Genomic DNA, 26,027 nt, shown 5'->3' with positions numbered 1-26,027 from the left:
CAGAAAATCATTATTTTTTGTAGGGCGTTCGCTGTACGGCCACAAGGTCAGAGGGACCATGATACTTTTGTTTAATTCATTTGAGTTGTGCCGCCAAAAAGGTTTGGCTTATCTCGTGGGGCGCATACTAACGGTACGTCTTATGGATAACCGTGAGAAAGATCTCACAAAGCTCTAAATTATCCAACTTGTTAAACATATTAATAGAATTTTTAACTATAGATCACATTTATTAGGTGATACGTCCTAGTAAATAATCCGGAGAGATTCAGCGTTATGGATCAAATGTCAGGTGCAGAGTGTCCTCTACATACGTTAGACCGCACAGAGCAACCTCAACCAACGCCACTAGAACTAATGACGTTTCCTCTGCATGGTGCGAGGTTAATCGAGGCATCAGCAGGCACAGGTAAAACCTTCACTATTGCAGGTTTATATCTGCGCCTTTTGCTTGGTCACGGCTGCGAGGAAACTCGACATCGCGTACCGCTTACGGTCGACCAAATTCTGGTCGTAACCTTTACCGAAGCGGCAACTGCGGAATTGCGCGATCGTATCAGGGCAAGGATCCATGACGCGCGAATCGCGTTTGCGCGTGGACAGAGTTCCGATCCGGTGATCCAACCTTTGCTTAATGAGTTTGACGATCACAAGCAAGCCGCAGAAATTTTATTGCAGGCAGAGCGTCAGATGGACGAGGCGGCGGTCTACACCATTCACGGTTTTTGCCAACGTATGCTAACGCAAAATGCGTTTGAATCTAGCAGCCGATTTAATAACGAGTTTGTGACCGATGAAAGTCACCTAAAAGCGCAAGTTGTAGCCGATTACTGGCGCCGCAACTTTTACCCGTTGCCATTTACCTTGGCTGGAGAAATTCGCCAGCTATGGGGCTCTCCATCTGCGTTGTTGTCTGACATCAGCAATTACTTAACCGGTGCGCCGTTAAGCCTTTCTGTTCCTGCAATGAAAGGCAGTTTGGCTGATCTTCATACTGAAAATTTGAAAAAAATTGATGAATTAAAAGCACAGTGGCGAGAAAGCCAAGATGACTTCTTAACGCTGATTTCAGATTCAGATATTAACAAGCGCAGCTACACCAAAAAGTCTCTGCCGACGTGGTTGGAGGCGGTAAACGCTTGGGCGGCAACGGAAACCACAGGTTACGATTATCCAGACAAGCTGGAGAAATTCGCGCAAAACGTCTTGTTGGAAAAAACACCGAAAGGCAGTGCGCCGCAGCACGCGGTATTTGAAGCCATTGAAACATTTCTTGCCAATCCAATCAGCTTAAAAGCGCCACTGCTTGCGCATGCGATTGAGCATTGTCGTGTGATGCTGGCCAATGCGAAAAATCAAAAACAGTGGCTCTCTTTCGATGATTTGCTGACGCAACTTTCTGCTTCTATCGATACGGACGAAAGCGAGCTTTTAGCGGCGCGTATTCGTACTTTGTACCCTGTCGCAATGATTGACGAGTTCCAAGATACTGACCCGCTTCAATACAGTATTTTCAGCCGTATTTATCTGAACAACCCGGAATGTGGTTTGTTTATGATCGGTGACCCCAAGCAGGCGATTTATGGCTTTCGTGGCGCAGACATTTTCACTTACATCAAAGCGCGTAACCAAGTAAGTGCCCACTACACGTTAGGAACCAACTGGCGTTCAAGTGCCGATATGGTGCAGGCGGTAAACCAAGTATTTGCTTTGCCAGACAGTCCATTTATCTATGATTCGGATATTCCGTTCTTACCCGTTAAGTACAGTCCCAATGCCGAAAAACGCATTTGGACTATGGGTGGCCAAAAGCAACCCGCGCTGACTTATTGGTTGCAAGAAGCGGACGATAAACCGCTACCAAAAGGCGAGTATTTGACTCGAATGGCAGAGGCGACCGCAAGCCAAATCCAAACTATTTTGACGCAGGCTCAACAGGGGCAAGCGTGTCTGGTGAATGGCGAAAAACAGAAAGCGGTTCAAGCGGGCGATATCGCGGTGTTGGTTCGAACAGGTAGTGAAGGTCGAATGATCAAACAAGCGCTAGCAGACCAAGGCATTGCCAGTGTGTACCTGTCTAACCGAGACAGTGTGTTTACCAGTTCGGTGGCGCAGGATCTACAGCGTTTGCTGCAAGCGGTGCTGACTCCAGAAAATGACCGTGCGCTGCGTGCAAGTCTTGCCTCTGAGCTGTTTGCCCTCGATGCAGCAAGTTTGGATGCGCTTAATAACGATGAAGTGGTGTGGGAAAATGCCGTAAACGAATTCAAAGAATATCGCAAACTTTGGGTTCAGCGTGGTGTGCTGCCGATGTTACGCGCGGTGATCAGCAAACGCCATATTGCCGAGCGATTACTAGAAGAAGGTGCGAGTTCACAGGGTGAGAATGGTGAGCGAGTACTTACCGATTTAATGCACATCGGTGAACTGCTTCAACAAGCCAGTAATGAACTGGATAGCGACCACGGTCTGCTGCGTTGGCTCGCTCAGTCTATCAGTGATGCGGAAAACGGTTTGGGTGGCAGTGATGACCAAATCCAACGTTTAGAATCGGAACGTAACTTAGTGCAGATCGTAACTATTCACAAATCAAAAGGCTTGGAGTATGACCTCGTATTTCTGCCGTTTGTGTTCAGCTATCGAGAAGCCAGTGAAGCCAAATATTACGATGCAGCCAATGACCGCACGGTACTGGATATCACTGGCAACGATGCGTCCATGAAGCAAGCGGATAAAGAGCGTTTGGCGGAAGACTTACGCTTGATATACGTGGCACTAACGCGTGCTGTGTATGCGTGTTTTATCGGTGCCTCACCTTTGCGCAATGGCCGTTCGACCAAAGAGCCAACTGGTGTACACCGCAGTGCGATTGGCTATTTGATTCAAAATGGTCAAGAAGGTGGCATCAACGATTTGCACCAAGGTTTAACAAAGCAACAAGACGAGCTTGATTGTGTCGTTGTGGCCGAACCGCCGCAGCAACTCGAAGAGAAGTACGTAGCGCCACAAGAAGAAATACACGATCTTAGCGCGAAAGAACTGCAAAACCCTATCGACAGAAACTGGCGCATCACCAGTTATTCTGGCTTGGGCAAGCAAGGCTCTCATCACGCCGAGCATGATGCCACGATTGAGATTACGGGTTTTGATATCGACTCATCTGAAGAGCAAGACGAAGCGGATTTGGTGGAGCCAGAGCGCTCTATTTTTACCTTCCCTCGTGGTGCGCGTCCGGGTACGTTCCTGCACAGCTTGTTTGAGGAAATTGAATTTACTCAGCCAGCCACTACTGAAGAGAATACACAAATCATCCTTGGTTTGATGGAAAGCGAACAGCTCGATGAAGAGTGGTTGCCCATTTTACAACAATTGATTGATACCGTACTCGCAACGCCGTTGGATGGTAAGTCTTTGCTGCTGAATCAAAAAGCACCGTCGCAACGTTTGGTGGAGATGGAATTTTTGTTGCCGATTGAAGTGTTGTCTGCACCGGCGTTAAACCGAGTCATTCAACGTCACGATCCGTTGTCGGCGAAAGCGGGGGATTTAGGTTTCCAAACCGTGCAAGGCATGCTCAAAGGTTTTATCGACTTGGTGTTTGAACATCAAGGTAAATACTACGTGCTTGACTGGAAATCGAATCATCTTGGCGACGATGTAGCGAGCTACCATGGTGAGGCTCTGAAATCGGCCATGGCGGATCACCGCTACGATTTGCAGTATCAGATTTATGCGTTAGCACTGCATCGTTTCCTACGCAGCCGATTGGCGAATTATCAATATGAGCAGCACTTCGGTGGCGTGTATTACTTGTTCTTGCGCGGCATGGATGGGCAGAGTGACCACGGCATTTTTGCCGCGAAACCAACCTTAGAGTTCTTACAAGAGATGGATCGTTTGATTGATGGTCAAGTACTTGAAACGCGCTCAACTCAAGCCGGGCAGATGGAGCTACTTTAATGACGACAAATCACAATCTTCATTCTGACCAAGATAGCCTATTGGTAGTGTTGGAACGCTTGGCGCACAAAGGCGCGCTTCGTCAGCTCGACTACCAATTCGCCTGCTTTATTGATTCTCAAACTAATGATGAACAGCCTGACAACCAAGCATTGGCGTTTATCGCGGGTGTTGTCAGTAGTGAGCTTGGCAAAGGACATATCTGTCTGTCTCTGTTCGATGCACAAGGGCAATCTACGGATTTAGCCAGTAAGCTAGGGCTGTTTGGTGAGTCGGCATTGGCGCTCAACACACAGTTGCAAGGCATAGACTGGATTGAAGTATTACAAAATTCCAGCGTGGTTGGCGCGCAAGGAGAAGCCTTGCCGCTGATGTTCGATGGTGAGCGTCTGTATCTGCACCGCTATTGGCATTATGAAGTGACACTGGCGGAAAAGCTCAATCAGTTGGGCGCTGTAGTGAACTTGCAGTCGCAAGAGTTAGCGCGATTATCGGACTTGCTCAACCATCTGTTTGCACGCCAATACCATTTTCTGTTTAACGCGTTAGGCAAAGCAGTAGAAGCGGGAAGCAGCAACCAAGTGTTGCGTCAGCAATTGGTGTGTGACCACCTTGACGTAGTTGCAGGCGAATCGTTGGATTGGCACGCCATTGATTCCGTGCTTAGCAATGCGCGCAAGGTTCAAGATTTGCAAATACTGGATGAACTCGTACCACTCTCGGCTTGCGTGAACTGGCAAAAAGTCGCGGCGGCAGTTGCGTTAACCCGTCGATTTGCTGTGATTTCTGGTGGTCCAGGCACGGGTAAAACGACGACAGTAACCAAATTGCTTGCCGCTTTGATTGAACAGGCGACGCACGAGAAAAACCTAACCATCAAGCTGGTGGCCCCGACGGGGAAAGCGGCGGCGCGATTAACCGAGTCCATTGGTAAAGCGGTGCAAGAGCTGCCAGTTTCTCCGGAGCTAAAAGCCAAAATTCCGACTGAATCGAGCACCTTGCATCGGTTGCTGGGCGCGATTCCAAATAGCGCAGAATTTCGTCACAACAAGCAAAATCCACTGCATTTGGATATTTTAGTTATCGACGAAGCGTCGATGGTCGATTTACCAATGATGTACAAAGTGGTTGATGCCTTACCGAAACATGCGCGGCTGATTTTGCTAGGTGATAAAGATCAACTTGCTTCAGTTGAAGCAGGGGCCGTGTTGGGTGATATCTGTTCGTTCCATGCATTGGGTTATGGAAAAGAGCAGGCGTCAGCCATTGCAAAACTGACGGGTTTCGATACTTTAGCCCATACGGGTAACAGTGCATCTAGCATTGCCGATAGTTTATGTATGCTGCAAAAGAGTTACCGATTTGACGCTCGCTCAGGCATTGGTCAGTTGGCAAAAGCGGTTAACTCCGGTTCTGCTGCGAGCGTAGATAACGTCTGGTCGCGTGACTTTTCTGATATCGAACATTTCGCGCTAAGTAGTCAGCACTACAACCAAATGATGCAGACGTTGGTGCAGGAATACGGTCGTTACCTCAAACGCATTGGACAACAGGAAACCGATCCTGAAACCGGAGAGCCAGAGTCGCTAACGCGTAAAGCCAAAGCGGTATTAGATACCTTCAACCAATGCCGACTGCTTTGCGCGATTCGTGAAGGTGACTTTGGTGTTGCTGGGCTAAACCAGCGCATCGAGAAAGCGCTCGCGGCGCGCAAGTTCATTCAGGTTCAGGATGAAATTTGGTATCACGGTAGACCTGTCATGGTTACGCGTAATGATCATGGTCTAGGTTTGTATAACGGTGATATTGGTATTTGCATGCGAGATGACAGTGAAGAAGAACCGCGTTTGAAAGTCTTTTTCGAGTTACCTGACGGCAGTGTGAAATCGGTCTTGCCAAGCCGAGTACCTGAACATGAAACGGCTTACGCCATGACCATCCACAAATCGCAAGGCAGTGAATTTGATTACACCCTGATGATTTTGCCACCAGACTTTAGCCCGATATTAACTCGTGAGTTGATTTACACAGGCATTACCCGCGCGAAAAAGCGTTTAGCTCTTTACGCCGAACTCAATGTTCTGAAGCGAGGCATTAAAGTGAAAACCACTCGTGCGAGTGGTTTAGTACAGCGGCTTACTAACTAAAACAAGAAGACCGAGCTTATGGCTCGGTCTTCTTTTATGCATGTTTTGCAAACGCGTTGGTAAAAGACACGCTGCGTATTTTGTATTGCTGTTGATAAGCAAGAATAAAATCTCGGATAGCGTCATTTACGGGGAAAACACAGTGGACGTCTAGGCCTTCTAAAAACTGATTGTCAGCCATATCCCAGAAGCTTTGAAGCGAATTACAAATGATTGTTCTCATAACAGTGCTCGTCTCGGCTTATTTAAAGTCAGATTAACAACTGTCCTTGGTGTGCAATACGGAGCTAACTAGTTTTTCAATTGCCCAGTATTTTAGGGTGAAGGCTACATTACATCACCTAGATCCATTCGTATTGGTTAAAAACCAATCACTAGCGAGCAGAGTATAGCCAACCAAATGTATATTTAAAAGATAAAATTGGAACGAAAATTAAGCAATGGTTTGCGCATTTCTAAGTTGGTGTTTACATGATGACTCACTAGCTCGAAGCAGGATTTATGTGAGGCTTTACTCCAAAACAAACTTGATGTGTGGGATTGAGCGTCAATGAGCTGAATCCCGCACCTTGAGGTGTTGGTATAGCGGAACCTTAAATTTCTCTTCCTGATTTAAGGTTAAGCTACAAATCTAGCGCTAAGATTTTTGACTTACGCTGGAAGTTATATAGCCCTTGTTTGGCTCCGGGCAAATAGTCGACACTGACTTCGTAAAAACCTTGCTCTCTGAACCAATGCAGACTGTGTGTCGTGAGGACAAAAATCTGATCAATGGTTTCGGATTTAGAACGATGTTTCATGTAGTTGAGCAGTAACAAACCTCGGTTTCCATCACGATAGTCAGGGTGAATCGCTACGCAAGCCATCTCAGCTTTGCGCTCTTCTGGATACGGATAAAGAGCAGCGCAGCCAATAATCAAGCCGTCTTTCTCGATGATGGTAAATTTTCCAATCTCTTGCTCAAGCTGCTCTCGAGAGCGCCTAACGAGTACACCTTGTTCTTCTAAAGGACGAATGAGGTCTAAGATACCGCCAATATCGTCAATATTAGCTTGCCTCACTTGTTCAGCGCTCGCCATAACGACTTGGGTTCCGATACCGTCGAAAGAGAACAACTCCTGAATTAAGGCGCCATCTACTTTATAACTGATCAAGTGGCTACGAGGTACTCCGGCACGGCAAGCTGCAATAGACCCTTTAAGAAAGCGCAGTGTCCCAGTGTTGTAATCTAGGTCAGGAGACGTATTTTCAGAGAGCGTTTTGATGACATGCTCCGCCTCAATTGGCAGCAACTCGGCGACAGCATTACCGTTGTCATCAATGACACCTTGTTCTGAACAGAAACCAATCAGTTTGTCTGCGCCTAATTTGATCGCCAGTTGTGTCGCGACTTCTTCAGAAAGTAAGTTAAAACACTCGCCAGTCACAGAGCTCGCAATGGGGCCAAGTAGCACAATAGAGCCTTGGTCGAGCGTGCGATTAATCGCGTCGGTGTCAATGCGGCGAATGCGTCCACTATGGCAATAGTCCACACCATCATCAACGCCGAGTGGCTGAGCAATGATGTAGTTTCCGCTAACGACATTGAGCTGGGTGCCTGCCATCGGAGTGTTGTTGAGGCTCATTGATAGGCGCGCAGTAATCGCAAGTTGAAGTTGTCCGGCAGCTTGCATAACAACAGATAAAGCCGATTCATCCGTAATGCGGATATTTTTGTGGTAAGGCGTAGTGAGGTCTTGTTTTTCTAGCAGCTGATTAATTTGAGGACGTGCACCATACACCACCACGACTTTAATTCCGAGGCTGTGCATGAGTGCGATATCATTAATAATATTGCCAAAATTTTTGTGTGCGACGGCTTCTCCGCCCAGCATGATCACCATGGTTTTTCCGCGGTGAGCATTGACATAAGGTGTTGATTGACGGAATCCTTTTACGAGAGCAGTACTACGAATTTTCACTACAGCCATTCCTTTGTTTAATTATGTCAAAATAATGCCTTTTTATTCACTTGGTGGCAAGGTGAAATTTTGGAATAAAGCACAAACATATTGAGGTAGGTTCTTGGTCCCGTTGAGGGGGAGAGTTACAATGAGCGCGTCTTTTCTCAATACGTGAACCTCATGTCTTCTGCTGTTAATAAGAATGCTGCGATCACTGCTTCAAATCTGTCAAAAACGTCATCTAAATCAATGCTTCGTAAGTGGCTAGAGCGTTCTCTTATGCTTATAGCGATAGTTGGAACCGTTGTCGTGTGCATGCTGTATAGTGATTTGATTACTCGAACCATTAATCCGCCCATTCCCAAATCGACTATTTATGGCCGCTGGGTTGAGCAAGATGTTGCGCCTTATGCTCGTGAAGAATTTGTGTTGAGTGAGCGCGGTGTTACCGTAAATGGTTCTACAGTGGCGACCAGTTTTGAATTCGATGGGGATTCGTTTTCGTATCGAGTGGGTTCAAATGAGCGGCACTTCAATTTTGTGGGTAAGCAGCATGCAGAAATGAAGCTGGATGCCAATGCGCATTATCTACCTGTATTCCGTCTAGAGGGGCGTGCAAGGATTGCGGTAAGATAGTCGTTTTTATCATTGTCTGTTAAGCAGAGATCTCTTGCGTCTGTGAGTCACATGGATGATCACAATTTCATCTCTCAATCAGTAAATCTTACTTTCAAACATAATCCGGACAATTCCGTAATTCTTCCGCTGCTATCATGTTGCATTAACTGAATGAATTCACAACGAGTAAACGGATTGGCTTAGCGTTGAAACATTTTGTCGTTGCTTTTCAATTGCACCGTATGCATTTGTTTGCCATCCTTTTGCTATTCTCTTTTACGGAAAAGACACGTGTTAAAAAAACTCCTTCCTATTATCTCTTTGAGCCTACTCTTTGGCTGTGCTCAACAAAATGATCGTGCTCAGCAATATCTTGATGGTGAGTTTCCTCAGATCCTCAATCAAGTGGATGTGGTTGAGTCTAACAAACCACGCGATTTTACTGAATTTAACAAGCAAGCAGAGCAAGTGGTGATAAAGTCACCATCCATGGCGAAGATGTACCAACCGCTATATCAACGATTAAGTGAGTGGGCGCAACAGAGCGGAGATACCAGTGCGTTGAGTGCGTTTGGCATTCAAGCCGCGCAATTGGGTGGTGGTGATAAAAAAGGTAATGTGCTGTTTACCGGATACTTTTCTCCCGTGATGGAACTGCGTCATACACCAAACGACATTTTTAAGTACCCAGTTTATGGCAAGCCAAACTGCTCATCAGATTGTCCGACTCGCGCGGAGATCTACAATGGAGCACTAGATGGACAAGGTTTGGTGCTAGGTTACGCGCCTAATCGTATCGACCCATTTATGATGGAAGTGCAAGGCAGTGGCTACGTGCATTTTGAAGATGATGATACGTTGGAGTACTTTGCGTACGCGGGTAAAAACAATAAAGCTTACGTCAGCATTGGCCGCATTCTGATTGAACGTGGTGAAGTCCCGCGTGAAAAAATGTCCCTCAAAGCAATCAAAGAGTGGGTGATGGACAACGACGATGCGACAGTGCGCGAGTTGTTGGAGCAAAACCCTTCTTACGTTTTCTTTGCGCCAAAAGCAGAAGCGCCAGTAACAGGCTCGGCTGGTATTCCGTTGTTGCCAATGGCCGCCGTCGCGGGTGACCGTTCTATCTTACCAATGGGTACGCCAATCTTGGCGGAAGTGCCGCTGTTGAATGCCGATGGTACGTGGAGCGGTGCGCATCAACTGCGAATGCTGATCGTTTTAGACACTGGTGGTGCGGTAAAACAAAACCATTTGGATCTGTATCATGGCATTGGTGCGAGAGCAGGAACGGAAGCAGGGCACTACAAGCATTTTGGTCGAGTGTGGAAACTTGGGTTAGAAAACTCACCAACTCAAGCGCCTTGGGCTTTACCGCCAGAAAAGCTACAATAGTCGTCCAAGAGAGAGGAACACTCTCTTATCTAGACATTTCATCAAAGAGTGCGTATAAATCGCACTCTTTGTTTTTCTATCGATCATCTGGACTTCAATATGCGTGAACTCGATACCCCAGCATCTGACAGCTACAATCAACGCTTTGGCGGCACTCGTCGTCTTTATGGCAACAGCGAAGTGGACATTCTTCGCGCTGCACACGTTTGTGTGATTGGTATTGGTGGCGTAGGTTCATGGGCGGTGGAAGCGCTGGCTCGTACGGGGATCGGTGAGCTAACTCTGATTGATATGGACGATGTTTGTGTCACGAACATTAACCGCCAAATTCATGCGATGACGGGTACCGTTGGCCAAAGCAAGATTGAAGTGATGGCCGAGCGTGTTAAATTGATCAACCCAGAGTGTAAAGTTAATCTGATTGATGATTTCATCACGCCAGACAACCAACATGAGTACTTAAGCAAAGAGTTTGATTACGTGTTGGATGCCATTGACAGCGTAAAAGCGAAAGCGTCTTTGTTGGCGTATTGCCGCAGCAACAAGATCAAAGTGATCACCACGGGTGGTGCTGGTGGTCAGGTTGACCCAACGCAGATCATGGTCGCTGATTTAACGAAAACGATCCAAGATCCTCTAGCGAAGAAAATCAAAGACACCTTGCGTCGTCATCATAACTTCCCTAAGAACCCGGCTCGTAAGTTTGGTATTGATTGCGTATTTTCAACCGAGCAGCTGAAGTATCCTCAAGCAGATGGTTCAGTGTGTGGTGTAAAGTCGACAGCGGAAGGTCCAAAACGTATGGATTGTGCTAGCGGCTTTGGGGCGGCGACTGTCGTAACTGCAACGTTTGGCTTTGTCGCGGTATCGCGGATCGTTGAGAAGTTGATTTCAAAATATAAGCAGTAAACTAGAAGAAGAGCGCATCATGACAGATTTTCCCGTTTCTCCATTTGGTACAGATATCACCAGCGAAGACATTGTAGCGACTATGCAGCAATTTAAAGGCTGGGAAGATCGTTACCGTCAGGTTATTCAGTGGGGTAAAAAGCTGCCACAAATGCCAGAAGAGCTGAAATCAGAACAAGTTACCGTTTCGGGTTGTGAAAGCTTGGTGTGGTTAGTGAGCCAAGAGCAAGATGGCGTTTGGCATTTTTGTGCGGACTCCGATGCGCGTATCGTCCGTGGATTGATTGCCTTGGTGATGGCGGCTTATGACGGAAAAAAGGCCGATCAAATTCAAGCATTTGACATCGATGCTTATTTTGATCAACTGGGGCTTATTGCACATTTAAGCCCGTCACGTGGTAATGGCTTGAAAGCTATTGTAGAGCAGATTAAGCAAACCGCCGTGTAATGAGTCATTTTCCCAATTCTTAAAAAACGCCGAATAGCCTAGCTGTTTGGCGTTTTTTGTATCTGAGTTGAGACATCTTTTGCATATGGGTAAAAAATATGCAAATGGTCGACTATTTTAGCGCTAATTAACCATTCTATTGATCCTGGTTCATTATATTGCCCACTTGGTTTTTATAAACTCAATTGTATTTAAAATTTGTCTATATTAGATAATAGACATATGCCCCATTCGCTCCTATTCCCCAATGTGGAAACACACTTGGAAGCGATTGGGTTACTTAGATACAAATGCTAGGAACCTCCCTATATGCAATTCACCTTGGAACATGCGCAAGACGTGTTATCCGGAATGCCAGACCCCACTTTTATTCTGAGTGAAGATGGTATCTATATTGATGTTTTTGGAGGAACAGATAAAAAAGCCTATCACGATGGAAGTAATTTGATAGGTGAGACGCTGCACAGCGTACTTGAGAAAGATAAAGCTGACTGGTTTATCGAACAGATAAATCGGTCACTGAAACAAGACAGTATTGTGACGATCGAGTACAAGATGTGCGCCGACAGCATTCAGGGAATAGATGCTAACAGTGGGCCAAGAGGCGACCTATACTACGAAGGCAAGATCTGCCCACTCGCTATAAAATACCGAGGTCGTCGCGTTGTCCTTATTCTTACACGCAACATCTCCAATCGCCACCGAGTTGAAACCCTTCTTCGCCATCAAAGCCAAATTGATGCTCTTACCAACATCTACAATCGACGTGTCTTTTTCGAAAAGCTCACAGAAGAAGTTATTAAATCCCAAGCTCCGGATTATCACTCCGCGTTGTTATTATTTGATTTGGATTTTTTTAAAGTCATCAATGATAAACGTGGTCATGATGCGGGGGATTATGTCTTAGAGACGTTAGCTGATTTGGTTTCTCACTTACTCGTCAAAGACGAAATTTTTGCAAGAGTCGGAGGGGAGGAGTTTGCGATTATTTTGCCAGAAACTTCTCTGTCGGCGGCGAAAGAGGTAGGAGAGGAAGTACGTTCCCATATTCAAAATTGTCAGTTCGAATTTGAAAAGATTGAAATTCCGGTCACGGTGAGTGTAGGCGTGGTGGAAATAGGCAGGAATGAAACCACCAAACGTTTGTATGCGCATGCAGATAAAGCGCTTTATGCTGCGAAAAGAAATGGCAGAAATTGCGTGGCGACTCTGGATAGGCAGATGGAGTAACCTTGTTGGTTACTCCAAATCAAACCGTTGGCGTTATAGCATGTCGACGGCTTTTTCTACGGCGGCGATGAGTCTTTCCACATCGTTCGTCGTGTTATAAATACCAAAAGAGACGCGTACCGTGCCTTTCACATTTAGCGCATCCATCAATGGGTGAGCGCAGTGGTGTCCTGCTCGTACCGCAATGCCTTGTTGATCGAGCAGCGTCGCCATGTCTTGGTGATGAACGCCGTCCATGACGAACGTCAGTACAGAGGCATTCGGTTGATAGCCTAGAATATGGATGTCATCCAACGCGCTTAGTGCTTGGTAGGCCTTATCCTGAAGCGCATGGAGATGATCCTCTACTTCGTGATGGTCAAAACCTTGGTACCACTCAATGGCTTTCGCTAGAGCAATCGCGCCCGCAACGTTTGGTGTGCCCGCTTCAAATTTACCAGGAAGTGCTGAAAAGGTCGTTTTCTCGAACGAAACGCGTTCAACCATTTTACCACCGCCGTGCCATGGTGGCATGGCTTCCAAAAGTTCAAGCTTGCCGTATAAAACGCCAATACCTGCTGGCGCATAAAGTTTGTGACCTGAGAAAACGTAAAAATCGATATCTGATACCGATAAATCAAGCTGCTCATGGACGATGCCTTGAGCGCCATCAATCACAACAACCGCGCCAACGCTGTGCGCTAGTTCAGTGATTTTTTCGATAGGTTGTCGTGTGCCCGTGACGTTGGTGATTTGCGCACAAGCAACAATTTTACAGCGGTCAGACAGAAGCGCCTCAAATGCACTGATGTCGAACTGGCAATCTGATGTCATTGGAACTTTTATGACTTTGGCGCCCGTTTGCTCTGCCACGATTTGCCAAGGCACGATGTTAGCGTGGTGCTCCATCTCGCTAATCAAGATCTCATCACCCGGTTGTAACGTGCTGCGGGCGTAAGTCTGAGCAATTAAGTTCAGTGCTTCGGTTGCGCCCCGTGTCCAAATGATCTCTTTAGAGCTGTTTGCACCAATAAAGTTTGCCACTCGTTCTCGTGCCGCTTCAAATTGGCTGGTGGCATTAGCCGTTAAACTATGACTGCCACGGTGAACATTGGCATTTTGCGCACTGTAGTAATGACTGATGACATCAATCACACATTGCGGTTTTTGCGTTGTCGCTGCGCTATCTAGATACACTAAGGGCGTATCGTTGACGGATTGATTTAGAGCGGGAAATTGCTCACGTACAGCATTTACGTCAAACATTATTCTTCACCAAGCTTATGGTAATGCAGAGTAGGCAGAGGGATCATTGGTTCAGCAACTGACCATGCGTGTTTTTTACCTGAGAGTTGAATGATTACTTCCATTGCGAACTCTAAAGCAGTGCCCGGACCTTGACTGGTGATCAGGTTGTGGTTGATATCAAAGGTCACGCGTTTGCTGCGCCACTTCTCTTCCGGGATATGTGACTGAAAGCTCGGGTGACAGGTCATCAGTGATTGTGGGAAAAGATCATGGTGTTGCAATACCAACGCTGGTGCTGCGCAGATAGCAGCGACCAATTTTCCCTCGTAGATGTGCTGCTTAAGGATTTCTATCATCACCGTGCTATCACGAAAAATTTCTGCACCACCAACACCACCAGAAAGCGCTATGGCGTCAAACTCATCATCAGCGATATCGACCAGCTTACAATCGGCTGTTAGTGTGACTCCGCGAGAAGCTTTCATCGTCAATGAGCCATCAAAAGCAGCACTCGCTACTGTAACGTCATAACCCGCGCGAACCATCATGTCGATAACGGTGACGGCTTCCATTTCTTCGGTGCCCGGAGCGATTGGCACTAAGATTTTCTTACTCATTGTTCTGTCCAGCTTTGTTCTATTTGTTTGATGCGTTGGTAAAGTTTTAAATTCTCAGGCGTATTGATGTGATGTTTCTCGGCAGCCTTTAACAAGTATCCGGTTATAAAATCAATTTCCGTTCGACGCTGATGGAATACGTCTTGCTTCATTGAAGAATAGTTCTCAGCTGTGGCGTTCACCACTTGCATTACCGTATCGAAAAGAGAGCGATACTCGATAGCAATACCTTCTTTACTCATTACTTCAACCAGTTCTTGAGTGATGCTTTCGAGTTGTATCTTAAACTCGGGCTGCGCAAGCTCACCATTCTTACACTGGTGAATCGCAGTCAGTGGGTTAATCGCGCAGTTAATTGCTAACTTAGTCCATAACGCAGATTGGATGTGTGGATTCCAAATGGCCTCTGGAAGAGCATGATGCATAACATCTTGCAGAAAAGCGCACTGCATTCCTTTGTCATTATAACCACCCACTTGCGTTGTTCCGTGACCGGTATGCAGTACGTGTTGGTTATCTGGTTTGTATGCGCCGTGCGTCGTTGTGGCGAGCACTATCGGATTGTTTGGCAGAGCCTTCTCCACGCCAGAGGCGGTACCCATACCATTGTGCATCAGCATGATAATCGTGTCTGCGTTGATATGAGGCAGTAAAGGTTGAATGGCGTCTTCCAATTGCCAAGCTTTTACCGTGATCAAAATGAGATCCGCTTGATTTACGGAGGAAATATCTTGATTACTGAATACGATTGCGGGTGTGTCATTCAACTGAAGTGATTGTTGGCTTTCAGAGCTTCTTCCCCACAATGAAACATTGTGCCCGGCAAGCTTAAATTTTGTTGCCCAGAGTGAGCCCACCGCACCTGGACCGAGGATAAGGATATTCACCAAACGCTCTCATTAAAAAGGTTTGCTGCAAGGATAATGAGGGAAAAAAGGAAAGCAAATAAAAATGGCGCCGAAAGGCGCCATTTTTGATGAAACTTAGTGGTTCAATTAGAACTTGTAAGTTACAGCTACATAGTGACCTACACCAGAAGACTCTGGCTTATGACCCCATGGTAGAGCTTCGCCATCTTTAAAGCCGTATACGTCTTTGTATAGCTTCAGACCGTAGCCAACAGCAAAGCGGTCAGAGTGCCAGTAGATGCCGTTGAACATAGCACCGCCGTTAGATGCTGTAGTGTTGAACTTATTGCCTTTGTCGTCATCCATACCGAATTGGTAATCAATGTAACCTTGGTAAGAAATGAATGAGCCGTTCTCGAAGAAGTAGAATGGTTTGAACCAGTTAGTAGAAACTTGGAAACCGTTCCAGTCTTTTTTGTTGCCATCGTATGTACCGTAAAGGTTTAGGCCAACTTTGCCGAACCAAGGTACCATTACGTCAGAACCTAGACCGATTTTTTGAGAGTTAACATCAGAGTTACCACCCCACTCGATTAGAGTTGCAACGTATAGCTCTTGAACTGGACCGAAAGATAGGTCTTTACCAGTTACCGCATCTAGAGACATACGTGGAGCAAATTTCATGAAGATTTTCTCGCCACCAGCTTTGTCGCTGCCTGGATCAGAAGCTAGGTTGAATACGTCAACGTAGCCGTATAGATCGAAAATACCAGAGCGACCGCCAAATTCCATCTCTAGGTAATCATGAGAAGATTCAGCATAACCTTTCTCGTTGAATGCACCCATTAGGTTAAATTGCATCCACTTGTAATCGTTTTTGTGGATATCGCCGTCAGAGTAATCTGCAGCCAATACTGGAGCTGAAGTAGCCGCTAGAAGGCTAAGAGCTAAAAGTGATTTACGCATAAGGGGACTCTCTATGTTTGTAATGATTCAGAACACGCAATCTGTGCTGCGCTTTCCAATTGGCGGGAATAATAGCGATAAAAATCCCAAATGAAAGTGATAAAGGGTGCAAAATTGAACGTTTTTGGTGAGTTGCGTCACGAAATTATCTTTATTTACGGAACTTTTTGTTTGTTGCATTTGATTGCAATAAATATGTGATTTGGATCGTTTGCGTAAGCTATTTTATGACTTTTTAAGCCAGTCGATTAACCAACATAAATCGTTAGTGATCGGAGTGATAAGGGATTCGTATGTATCGGTGAATCAAAGAGGACGTTTGAATGAAAGAAGTCATGTTATTCCCACTCACTTCAGTTGTACTCCCTGAAGGTAAAATGAATCTGCGCATTTTTGAGCCACGATATAAGCGAATGGTAAAGGAATGCAGCCTACAAAATGTGGGTTTTGGAGTTTGCCTAGTAGGTAGTGAAGGTGACCCTAAAGACGTGGGAAATGTTTCATCTATCGGAACTTTGGTCAGGATCGTTGATTTTGAAACACTCAGTGATGGTCTTCTTGGTATTACAGTCGCTGGTGAGAAACGCTTTGTTGTCAAACGAGTTCGTGCAGATGCGGACGGCTTACGCCATGCAGAGGTCGAATGGTTAGACAATTGGCAACATCCAGACAACTCACCAGATTTCTTCTATTTAAGTCAGCAGTTATCCCATGTTTATGAAGAGTTTCCTCAACTTGGAAACCTCTACCAGCATCGTTTTTACGATGACTCAGCTTGGGTGACCCAGCGCTGGCTTGAATTACTTCCTTTAGACTGCAATCTGTTCGAACAGCTCGTTGGCGCAGAGAACTGCATTCCTGCGTTGCAATTTCTGACAGAAGCCATAGAAGCCCCGACTAACAAAGAGGCAAGGATATGAAAGGATTTAGCAGAGCTGCGCTAACTATGGTGGCGGCACTAGGACTGGCGGCGTGTGGCTCCGACAGCGACACCATCGAGTATTCCAATTTGCAAGCAGTACATGCGTCTTCTGATGCGCCGCTTGCAAATGTGTGGATAAACGATAAATCATCATTGACAGGTGTTGATTATGGTATGGGTTCTGGTTACATGAAGTTACGTGAGGGCATGAACTCAATTCAAGTTGATGTTCAACTTCCTGGCGATGAAACCGCGACCGTAATACCTAAAACAGAACTAGACCTTGATTCAGACCTCAATTACAACGTGTTCGTTGTTGGTGATGCCGATGGTTCGCCAAACCCAGTAGAACCTTTAGTTGTGACTCGCAGCGCCGATTCAATGGCTGATGCCAATAGTCTAGACGTTCAAGTTGTTCATGCAGCGTCTGGCATTCCTGCCGTTGATCTCTACGTCACTGAGCCCGGGGCTGATCTTGCTAGCGCGACACCGCTTATGAATCTTGCATATAAAGCATCTACAGACGTATTGAACATCCCCGCTGGTGAGTACCAAGTTCGACTTGCTGTTGGGGATAGCGTTGCTTTTGACTCGGGCGCAATATCTCTTGCTGCTAATTCAAACTTGACGATTGCCGCTATCAGTACCGGAGATTCAAATAGCACGTCACCGGTTAAGCTGTTGGTATTGGATGGTTCAGGATCTTCTATAATCGAGGATATGGGCAGCCAAGCTGAAGTCAGAGTCGGACATCTTGTCGATGGAGCGCCAATCGTCGATGTCAACGTTAACGGGGCGGCCTTCGGTCCTCTTGCCGACTTAGCGTTCAAAGAGATTCGTGGTTATTTGGATCTCGATGCTGGCGCTTACGATATTGACGTTTACGTGGATGGCACAACAACCAACCCTATTATCGATGTTGACGGATTAATGGTTGCGGGCGGAATGGATTACAGTGTTTACGCAGTCGGTGTTGTTAGCCCAACGATTGATATCGAACCTCTAGTTGTTGAAGACATGAGACGTGCAGTGGCAACTAGCGCGACGCTGAATGTGACACATGCGGCGGCGAATCCCGTAGCGGAAATGGTGGATATTTATCTCACTACAAGCGCTGGAATAGATGGAAGTGATCCAACTATTGCTAATTTTGCGTACAAAGATAGCGTTCAGGGATTATATGTCGCTGAAGGTACCTATTATGTAACCGTGACAGTGGCAGGCGATCCAAGTACGGTTGCTGTTGATTCAGCACCAGTCAATGTGATGAATGGTGTTGTGTATCAGGTGGTTGCCATTGATGATGGGAACAACGGTGGCTTCAACTTGTTGGTTGATGACGTTACCGATTAGGACGAATGGGAGGAGATGACTCCTCCCTAAAATTAAGGCCGATTATGATGAGTGATAGCCCAAAAAAACTGGGGCGCAGTGATTGGAACGATTACATGGACAAAGTGAAGGCTCGAGATAAAGACGCATTCGCTTTTGTATTCCGTTTTTACGCACCCAAGCTGAAGCAATTCGCTTACAAACATGTTGGTAATGAGCAAGTTGCTATGGAGATGGTGCAAGAGACCATGGCGACAGTTTGGCAGAAAGCGCACCTCTATGATGGGGAAAAGAGCGCGTTATCGACTTGGATATACACCATAATCCGAAACCTATGCTTTGATCTGTTGAGAAAGCAGAAAGGTAAGGAGTTACACATTCATTCTGATGACATTTGGCCGTCAGAATATTATCCACCAGATCTTGTTGATCACTATTCACCAGAGCAAGACATGTTGAAAGAGCAGGTGGTTAAATTTTTAGATATTTTACCGAAAAATCAGAGAGACGTTTTACAAGCGGTGTATCTTGAGGAGCTACCTCATCAGCAGGTCGCTGAATTATTTGATATACCCCTCGGTACCGTAAAATCCAGGCTGAGGCTTGCAGTAGAAAAGCTAAGGCATTCAATGCATACGGAGCAACTATGAACAAACACCCAGATAACAGCTTGTTAGAAGCATACGCTTCGGGAAGCATTGATGCAGTTTCTGGTCTTGTGGTCGCAACCCATTTAGAAACATGCACCAAGTGCCGAGCTTATGTGAACCAAGTCGAAGCCAGCCAAGCGAATATCGTGAGCGACATCCCCTCTGAATATGTCCCTGAATTCGACGATATGTTCAATGATATTATCAATGCGGAGCCAGCGACAGATAACATCGTTATCCGAGATCCTGCCGCAGTGAATGTTGCAGGAAAGAGCTTTGAACTTCCCAAAACCTTAGCGCGTTTCTCTGACCTTGTAGGGTCATGGAGAAGTTACGGAGGCAAGGTTTTCAGTGCTCAGATTGATCTAGGGGAAGATGCTCGTGTTAGCTTAATGTACATCGGAGAAGATGTGCAAATCCCTCAACATACGCACAAAGGCTTAGAATCTACATTGATCCTACATGGTGGGTTTAGTGATGAGGATGGCCAATATGAAGAGGGCGATTTGATGATTAGAGACGCGTCAGTGAAGCACAGCCCTTACACTAAGGCCGGAGAAGATTGCTTGTGTTTAACCGTATTGACCGAGCCGATGATCTTTACTCAAGGTGTGGCACGTATATTTAATATGTTTGGCAAAGGGCTATACCCATAGACCTCTTATCTCATATCTCGGCAAAACAAAAACCACCGAATTCGGTGGTTTTTTGATGCGCTTCTTAGTGCTTGTGACGTGCTTTTTCCAATAGAGCATCAAAGTAATGTCGTAGCGAGTACAACATAATCAAGCTTGGCACGACCATAACAGCGGTAAGCACAAAGAACGTGCTCCAGTCATTGAGGTAGTCCACCAGTTCTCCACTGAAAGAAGCAAGAGTCGTTCGTCCGAAGTTGCCCAAAGAGGCAAGCAACGCATACTGAGTTGCCGAGAATGCTTGTCCGGTTAGAATCGTCAAAAATGAAACAAAAGCGACAGTTGAGAAAGCAGTCGTAAAGTTATCGACAATAATGGTTGCTAAATACAGGTGCTCATTTGGGCCTACCGATGCAATCCAAGCAAACATCAAGTTGCTGGCAGACATAGCAATACCGCCGATCATTAATCCACGTACAATACCAAACCTGACGTTGAACATGCTTCCGACAAAGGTAAAGAAGATAGTGGCTCCCCAACCAATCAGTTTGGAGTAATAACCAATTTGTTCGTTACTAAAACCAATATCTTTATAGAACGCGATCGACATCCTGCCTAAAAACGCTTCGCCAATTTTGAATAGGAAAACGAACAGCAAAAGAGTAATCGCGACACGGACGCCATTGCGATTAAAGAAGTCAAGGAAAGGTTCTACAACAGTCACAGTAAACCAAGCCACGACTTTTGAACCAACCACTTCTTTGTGGCGTTGTTCAGCGGCAGACTGAAGTTGTTCGCGTTGAGTCTTCGGTTCACCGACTAAAATCGTAAAGACCATTAGAATGCCGACTATCACCGCCATCCCGTAATACACGCCATTCCAACCGACGCTATCAGCATTAACAAACGCTAAATAACCCGGTAGTGAATAACCTGTCCACCAGCCAATGACCGCCATTGCAGAAGCTTGTGGCAGCTTAGATTCTTCTGATTTTGGGAAAGTATCAATACGAAAAGCATCTATCGCGATGTCTTGTGTGGCTGATGCGGTTGCAATACACAAGGCGAGTAGAGACGCAAACACCAAGTTCTCTGCTGGATTCACGCCCGCAATAAATACCGTCGCGACGAGTACTATACTTTGACAGAAGAAAATCCAGCTACGCCTTTGTCCAAGTAGTCGATAGAGCACTGGTAGCTTCACCCGGTCTACGAGTGGCGCCCAGAGAAAGTTAATTGCATAAACCGCAAAGACACTACCAAAGTAGCCTATTGCGGATAGGGTCAAACCAGCGTCTTTTAGCCAGCCAGACATATTTGAACCGATAAGTACCCACGGAAAGCCGCTAGAGCAGCCCAACATGAAAACCCACATGAGTCGTTTATCGAGGTAACTTTTTACCGTTTCCAACCAAGTGATGGAAGGTAATGAAGACATAAATCAATCCAATAAAATGAAGCCGTTGAAAGAGAAAGCCCTTCGATTATTCAAAGGGCTTATCGTTTTGGCTATTTAAGTAGTGTTGCTTTAGTGATGACGATTTGAGTCTCGGGAACATCACGCATACCGCGAGTCGTCTTAGTTGGCTGTTTTGCCATTTTTTGGATAATGTCGAATCCTTCCGTGACCTCGCCAAATACCGCATAACCCGGTGGACGAGCGCCGTAGTTTAGAAAATCATTGTCGACTAAATTGATAAAAAACTGACGAGTAGCAGAGTCAGGCGCGTTGGTGCGCGCCATTGCAATCGTCGCACGGTCGTTATTTAAACCGTTATTACCCTCGTTTTTGATTGGAGCGTAAGTCTTCACCATTTGCATATCTTGGTTAAAGCCACCACCTTGCGCCATAAAGCCTGGAATAACGCGGTGAAAAATAGTGCCTTCATAGCTACCGTCTTCTACATATTTTAGGAAGTTCGCTACCGTAATCGGCGCTTTCTCTTCATTCAGTTCGACAGTAAATGAACCTAACGTTGTTTCAAACGCCACTTTTGGTCCAGCCCAAACGCTGCAGCTGAGTAGCGCGAGAGAAAGAATTGCCTTGCGTAACATTAGAAACGCTCCTGCATATACTGACGAAGCTCAGGATCATTGGCAATTTCTTTAAGTGTTAATGTCACTACATCATTCAGTGTTTGCTCAATGTCGGCATCAGACGCACTCAATGTGCCAGAACGCTTCGCAGTGCCTGTGTAAGTTTTGACCAGTTTGCCTTCTGGTGTTTCTGCGGTGATTTCAAGCACGACTTTCGCATCCATCTCATTTTCCATCACCGAATGTTTTACGTTAACTAATGCTTCTTGAACGTTTAATTCAATTGCATTGTTGCTGTTTAGATCGGCATGGAAGCCCTGAGATGAAAACTGCTTCTCTAATGCTTCTTCTAACGCAATACGTAAATTCTGTTTAGCATGAAGAGGAAGAATGTTCGAACGGCCGTTATCCACCAACGCCACGTACTGCGCTGCACGTACATCTTTGCTGGTCAAGCTGTAAGTCTTGCCTTGAACAATTGGATTGGTGCTCAGTGTGCTTTCTGGCATCAAATTCAGCTGAGGCTGTTGAGGAGCTGAACACGCAGCAAGCAACGCAACCGAAGCCGCAAGTACCAATTTTCTCATTTTATTATTCCTTTTAACTATTTTGCTAAAGCTTATTTTGCGCTTAATTTAGCAGGATTTTTTGTGGCCTGTAAAATCACAAACTTATTGTTGGAAGCGATAAGTTTCACATTCTTATCGCCAAACAGCCGTTTTAGTTTTGCGTCGTAACCAAGATGACGATTTCCAATCACCAGTAACTTACCACCTTCACTCAATACTTGCTTTGCATCACAGAACATTTGCCAAGCAATATGATCGGTGATTGCCTGCTGTTGGTGAAAGGGTGGGTTACACATAATCATAGAGCAGCTGTTGTGTTTAAAACCGTCCAAACAATTGTTTGCAACACACTGTATGTCTCTATCTTCACCAAGGTTATCTAGCAGGTTCTGCTTCGCGGACTCAAGCGCCATAAAGCTTTCATCAACACATGTTAATCGAGCATTCGGATTCAGCTGACCAAACTTCACAGACAAAACACCATTACCGCAACCGAGATCGATAACATTATCTACCAATGGGTCTTGAGGTAGGTGCTGCAGCATAAAACGCGCACCTAAATCTAAGCTTTCTCCTGAATAGACATTTGGCATGTTCTTGAGTTCGATATCTTCGCCATCAACGCGCCAAGTAGTGAAAGGGCTCACTTCAATTGTTGGTTCAACCGTTGCTTGAGCAAATACCAATCGGTGCTTTTTCCAGGCCAGAGATGTTTTTGTCTCACCCAAATATTTTTCAAACAGTTTTAGCGTTGAAGTATGAATGTCTTTCGCTTTATTAACTGCAATGACGGGGCAGGATGCAGGCAGTGCTTTTCTTAACTGACTGAGTATCCAAACGAGGTGACGGTTACTTTTTGGCAGTTGCAGCAATACGAGATCAGTATTGGAAGGTACGGGGTCCATCGTGGTTGCAAATGCTACCTTATTGCACTGGTTTTGCTCAAGGTTCTGCAGCACACCCTTATGAGAAATGAATGAATCACTCATTAGCGTTACATGGTGCTTTTCTGAAAACCAGCAGGAGAGGGCACCAAAGCTGTCATTAATCACGAGGATGTTTTGATTGTCTGGCAAAGCAAGTTCTTCAACATGATTAATAAGATACTCATCACCGGCATCCCACGCTTGTAGAGTTTCATTGCTGCGTTTTGGGAAACGATGAAGTGTTAAGCTTCGCTCGTGAAGATTCAGTTCGGTTTTCATAGCTAAATGTAAGTTGATTTAGAAATTAAGTGTTATTGTCGCAAATGATGACGTGTCGAGATACAAAAAGCTGTCAAATTTTACGTGTTCAGTGGTGGTCGCTCTCTAGGCATGTTCATGGCGTCAAGCGCTTTGAAATCAGTTGAACGTAAAATGCATCAATAATGAGAGTGATGTTTGAGTGATACACGTCTGCTTTACTTAGGTATATACTTATGGAATTCGCATCAATGAGGAACGAATATGATCCAAGAAATCATAGAGAAGAAACTACACAGTGAGCTGCAACCAAGCTATCTCAAAGTGATTAATGAGAGCTACATGCATAATGTGCCACCAGGCTCGGAGAGTCACTTCAAAGTGATTGTTGTGAGTGATTCGTTCGCGGGACAGCGTTTGATTGGACGCCATCGCCAAGTTCATCAAATTTTGGCAGATGAGCTGGATAACCACATTCATGCACTAGCTATCCATACATACACTGATGAAGAGTGGAAGCGAGAACAAGATGGCGCTCCTGATAGCCCTATGTGTATGGGTGGCGGTCACTAAAGACGCAAAATATAAAGGTGCAGAGAAAAGGTGGCTAAGGCCATCTTTTTTCGTTTTACATTCTTTAGGGGCATTGATGTGGCACAAATTCTGGTTAAAAAATGTGTTAACAGTGTTTCAACAAATGAATGGAAATTGCAGGATATTTCAGGCGATGAATATGACTTTTCCATAAGATATGTATGGAATATGGCATTTGTGCGATCGGTCAAAGTTATGACTATTCTTTGACCTTTTAGACCTGATTCTACCGAAATAACCCCTCTATTCTAATGATTGGTCATGGCATCAAGTTCCTAAAAAATGCTAGACTACGGCACCTGATAAATCTCGCGTATTCCTTGTGACGAGATTTTTAATAGGATGTTGCGATTTTGATGTTTAAAACAACATCAAAACCGGACACTGATGTCGTGTCTAAAAGTTACGCAATCAAAAGAATCTTTTTCCCGATAAAAGTAGTGCAAGTGCGTATGATTACAATAAAGAAGGGCTTGGATCTTCCTATCGCAGGAACTCCATCCCAGGTGATTAATGATGGTAAGACCATCAAAAAAGTCGCCTTGCTTGGCGAAGAGTACGTTGGCATGCGTCCTACCATGCATGTCCGCGTTGGTGATGAAGTGAAAAAAGCGCAAGTTCTTTTTGAAGATAAAAAGAACCCTGGCGTGAAATTTACTGCACCAGCAGCCGGTAAAGTGATCGAAGTTAACCGTGGCGCTAAACGTGTCCTTCAATCTGTAGTGATTGAAGTGGCAGGTGAAGAGCAGGTGACATTTGATAAGTTCGAAGCCGCTCAACTTTCAGGTCTAGATCGTGAAGCGATCAAGACTCAGTTGGTTGACTCTGGCCTATGGACCGCTTTACGTACTCGTCCGTTTAGCAAGGTTCCTGCAATCGAGTCTTCTACTAAGGCTATTTTCGTAACTGCAATGGATACTAATCCACTAGCAGCTAAGCCTGAGTTGATCATTAATGAGCAACAAGAAGCATTCATTGCTGGTCTAGACATTCTTTCAGCCCTGACAGAAGGCAAGGTTTACGTATGTAAATCTGGCACTAGTTTGCCACGCTCTTCACAGTCTAACGTAGAAGAACACGTCTTCGATGGCCCTCACCCAGCAGGTCTTGCTGGCACCCACATGCATTTCCTATACCCAGTGAATGCAGAAAATGTGGCATGGAGCATCAACTACCAAGACGTTATCGCGTTCGGTAAGCTGTTCCTAACTGGTGAGCTATACACAGATCGTGTTGTGTCTCTAGCTGGTCCAGTTGTGAATAACCCTCGTCTAGTTCGTACCGTAATCGGTGCAAGCTTGGATGACCTAACAGATAACGAGCTGATGCCTGGCGAAGTTCGTGTGATTTCTGGTTCTGTACTGACAGGTACACATGCAACTGGTCCACACGCATACCTTGGCCGTTACCATCAACAGGTTTCTGTATTACGTGAAGGCCGTGAGAAAGAACTATTTGGCTGGGCAATGCCTGGTAAGAATAAGTTCTCGGTAACTCGCTCTTTCCTTGGTCACGTATTCAAAGGTCAGTTGTTCAATATGACAACGACGACCAATGGTAGTGATCGTTCAATGGTTCCAATTGGCAACTACGAACGCGTAATGCCTCTAGATATGGAGCCTACTCTGCTGCTTCGTGATCTATGTGCAGGTGATACAGACAGTGCTCAAGCACTGGGTGCGCTTGAACTGGATGAAGAAGATCTAGCATTGTGTACCTTTGTATGTCCAGGTAAGTACGAGTACGGTACGTTACTTCGTGAATGCCTAGATACTATCGAGAAGGAAGGGTAATTT

General features: G+C 45.6%; 23 protein-coding genes. 13 read left to right on the top strand and 10 right to left on the bottom strand.

The annotated features are described in order from the left end of the window. Positions 1–285 precede the first annotated feature (285 nt). Together recB and recD are read left to right on the top strand one after the other, a co-directional pair. Complete coding sequence (gene recB, locus R2S67_RS10055; RefSeq protein WP_317344166.1) at positions 286–3,960, top strand: exodeoxyribonuclease V subunit beta; 3,675 nt, start codon at positions 286–288, stop codon at positions 3,958–3,960. Next, a complete protein-coding gene (gene recD / locus R2S67_RS10050) occupies positions 3,960–6,107 on the top strand; it encodes an exodeoxyribonuclease V subunit alpha (protein ID WP_317343604.1) in 2,148 nt (715 codons plus the stop codon). The genes recB and recD overlap by 1 nt, the downstream gene beginning before the upstream one ends. Positions 6,108–6,141: 34 nt before the next feature. Here the strand turns inward: recD and R2S67_RS10045 are convergent, their stop codons facing one another. Together R2S67_RS10045 and argA are read right to left on the bottom strand one after the other, a co-directional pair. Beyond that, positions 6,142–6,330 (bottom strand): hypothetical protein, encoded by a 189-nt coding sequence (locus tag R2S67_RS10045; RefSeq protein WP_005380230.1) that lies wholly within the window; start codon positions 6,328–6,330, stop codon positions 6,142–6,144. A 400-nt stretch (positions 6,331–6,730) separates the two neighbouring features. Further along, a complete protein-coding gene (gene argA / locus R2S67_RS10040) occupies positions 6,731–8,068 on the bottom strand; it encodes an amino-acid N-acetyltransferase (RefSeq protein WP_012841478.1) in 1,338 nt (445 codons plus the stop codon). A gap of 162 nt (positions 8,069–8,230) precedes the next feature. Here argA and R2S67_RS10035 point away from each other — a divergent pair, with 162 nt between their 5' ends. From R2S67_RS10035 to R2S67_RS10015, 5 genes are all read left to right on the top strand, one after another. Continuing rightward, positions 8,231–8,686 carry a DUF2850 domain-containing protein gene (locus R2S67_RS10035; RefSeq protein WP_005380234.1) on the top strand — a complete coding sequence of 152 codons (456 nt, stop codon included), beginning with the start codon at positions 8,231–8,233 and terminating at the stop codon, positions 8,684–8,686. Between the two features lie 273 nt (positions 8,687–8,959). After that, positions 8,960–10,063 (top strand): murein transglycosylase A, encoded by a 1,104-nt coding sequence (gene mltA, locus R2S67_RS10030; RefSeq protein ID WP_012841480.1) that lies wholly within the window; start codon positions 8,960–8,962, stop codon positions 10,061–10,063. Between the two features lie 99 nt (positions 10,064–10,162). After that, a complete protein-coding gene (tcdA, locus tag R2S67_RS10025) occupies positions 10,163–10,972 on the top strand; it encodes a tRNA cyclic N6-threonylcarbamoyladenosine(37) synthase TcdA (RefSeq protein WP_005391724.1) in 810 nt (269 codons plus the stop codon). Positions 10,973–10,991: 19 nt separating this feature from the next. After that, positions 10,992–11,420: a cysteine desulfurase sulfur acceptor subunit CsdE gene (gene csdE, locus R2S67_RS10020; protein ID WP_124008446.1), complete on the top strand. Its 429-nt coding sequence runs from the start codon at positions 10,992–10,994 to the stop codon at positions 11,418–11,420. 309 nt (positions 11,421–11,729) lie between these two features. Next, positions 11,730–12,650 carry a GGDEF domain-containing protein gene (locus R2S67_RS10015; protein WP_046874992.1) on the top strand — a complete coding sequence of 307 codons (921 nt, stop codon included), beginning with the start codon at positions 11,730–11,732 and terminating at the stop codon, positions 12,648–12,650. 33 nt (positions 12,651–12,683) lie between these two features. Here R2S67_RS10015 and csdA read toward each other — a convergent pair whose 3' ends face one another. From csdA to R2S67_RS09995, 4 genes are all read right to left on the bottom strand, one after another. Next, positions 12,684–13,895: a cysteine desulfurase CsdA gene (gene csdA / locus R2S67_RS10010; protein WP_317343598.1), complete on the bottom strand. Its 1,212-nt coding sequence runs from the start codon at positions 13,893–13,895 to the stop codon at positions 12,684–12,686. Further along, positions 13,895–14,494, bottom strand: a complete 600-nt coding sequence (locus R2S67_RS10005) for a DJ-1 family glyoxalase III (RefSeq protein WP_006742560.1) — start codon at positions 14,492–14,494, stop codon at positions 13,895–13,897. The genes csdA and R2S67_RS10005 overlap by 1 nt, the downstream gene beginning before the upstream one ends. Beyond that, positions 14,491–15,381 carry a 2-dehydropantoate 2-reductase gene (panE, locus tag R2S67_RS10000; RefSeq protein ID WP_317343594.1) on the bottom strand — a complete coding sequence of 297 codons (891 nt, stop codon included), beginning with the start codon at positions 15,379–15,381 and terminating at the stop codon, positions 14,491–14,493. The genes R2S67_RS10005 and panE overlap by 4 nt, the downstream gene beginning before the upstream one ends. A gap of 108 nt (positions 15,382–15,489) precedes the next feature. After that, on the bottom strand, positions 15,490–16,308 hold the full coding sequence (locus tag R2S67_RS09995) for an outer membrane protein OmpK (RefSeq protein WP_046874988.1): 819 nt from the start codon (positions 16,306–16,308) through the stop codon (positions 15,490–15,492). 323 nt (positions 16,309–16,631) lie between these two features. On the opposite strand from R2S67_RS09995, the gene R2S67_RS09990 reads away from it, so the two are divergent. From R2S67_RS09990 to R2S67_RS09975, 4 genes are read left to right on the top strand one after another with little or no spacing between them, the layout of a single operon-like run. Next, a complete protein-coding gene (locus R2S67_RS09990) occupies positions 16,632–17,228 on the top strand; it encodes an LON peptidase substrate-binding domain-containing protein (RefSeq protein WP_005380253.1) in 597 nt (198 codons plus the stop codon). Then, positions 17,225–18,583, top strand: coding sequence for a DUF4397 domain-containing protein (locus tag R2S67_RS09985; RefSeq protein WP_317343590.1), 1,359 nt, complete (start codon positions 17,225–17,227; stop codon positions 18,581–18,583). Before R2S67_RS09990 ends, R2S67_RS09985 begins: the two co-directional genes overlap by 4 nt. Positions 18,584–18,627: 44 nt before the next feature. Further along, positions 18,628–19,212 (top strand): RNA polymerase sigma factor, encoded by a 585-nt coding sequence (locus R2S67_RS09980; protein WP_005380255.1) that lies wholly within the window; start codon positions 18,628–18,630, stop codon positions 19,210–19,212. Beyond that, positions 19,209–19,868: a ChrR family anti-sigma-E factor gene (locus R2S67_RS09975; protein WP_048625904.1), complete on the top strand. Its 660-nt coding sequence runs from the start codon at positions 19,209–19,211 to the stop codon at positions 19,866–19,868. The genes R2S67_RS09980 and R2S67_RS09975 overlap by 4 nt, the downstream gene beginning before the upstream one ends. 64 nt (positions 19,869–19,932) lie before the next feature. On the opposite strand, the gene R2S67_RS09970 is transcribed toward R2S67_RS09975, so the two are convergent. The 4 genes from R2S67_RS09970 to R2S67_RS09955 all read right to left on the bottom strand — a co-directional run bounded on the left by R2S67_RS09970 (position 19,933) and on the right by R2S67_RS09955 (position 23,658). Then, positions 19,933–21,285 (bottom strand): AmpG family muropeptide MFS transporter, encoded by a 1,353-nt coding sequence (locus R2S67_RS09970; RefSeq protein WP_006742554.1) that lies wholly within the window; start codon positions 21,283–21,285, stop codon positions 19,933–19,935. 71 nt (positions 21,286–21,356) lie between these two features. Beyond that, entirely contained in the window at positions 21,357–21,902 is a 546-nt protein-coding gene (locus R2S67_RS09965; RefSeq protein WP_176320099.1) for a peptidylprolyl isomerase, read from the bottom strand. Continuing rightward, a complete protein-coding gene (locus tag R2S67_RS09960; protein WP_012841484.1) occupies positions 21,902–22,471 on the bottom strand; it encodes a YajG family lipoprotein in 570 nt (189 codons plus the stop codon). The genes R2S67_RS09965 and R2S67_RS09960 overlap by 1 nt, the downstream gene beginning before the upstream one ends. A gap of 32 nt (positions 22,472–22,503) precedes the next feature. Further along, positions 22,504–23,658, bottom strand: coding sequence for a methyltransferase (locus R2S67_RS09955; RefSeq protein WP_006742553.1), 1,155 nt, complete (start codon positions 23,656–23,658; stop codon positions 22,504–22,506). Positions 23,659–23,901: 243 nt separating this feature from the next. Here R2S67_RS09955 and bolA point away from each other — a divergent pair, with 243 nt between their 5' ends. Further along, positions 23,902–24,210, top strand: a complete 309-nt coding sequence (gene bolA, locus R2S67_RS09950) for a transcriptional regulator BolA (RefSeq protein WP_005380262.1) — start codon at positions 23,902–23,904, stop codon at positions 24,208–24,210. A gap of 473 nt (positions 24,211–24,683) precedes the next feature. Next, a complete protein-coding gene (locus tag R2S67_RS09945) occupies positions 24,684–26,024 on the top strand; it encodes a Na(+)-translocating NADH-quinone reductase subunit A (RefSeq protein ID WP_317343584.1) in 1,341 nt (446 codons plus the stop codon). Positions 26,025–26,027: the final 3 nt, after the last annotated feature.

The sequence above is a fragment of the Vibrio sp. T13N genome (assembly GCF_032970445.1).
Classification (GTDB): Bacteria; Pseudomonadota; Gammaproteobacteria; order Enterobacterales; family Vibrionaceae; genus Vibrio; species Vibrio diabolicus.
This window is presented reverse-complemented; position numbering and strand designations above follow the sequence as displayed.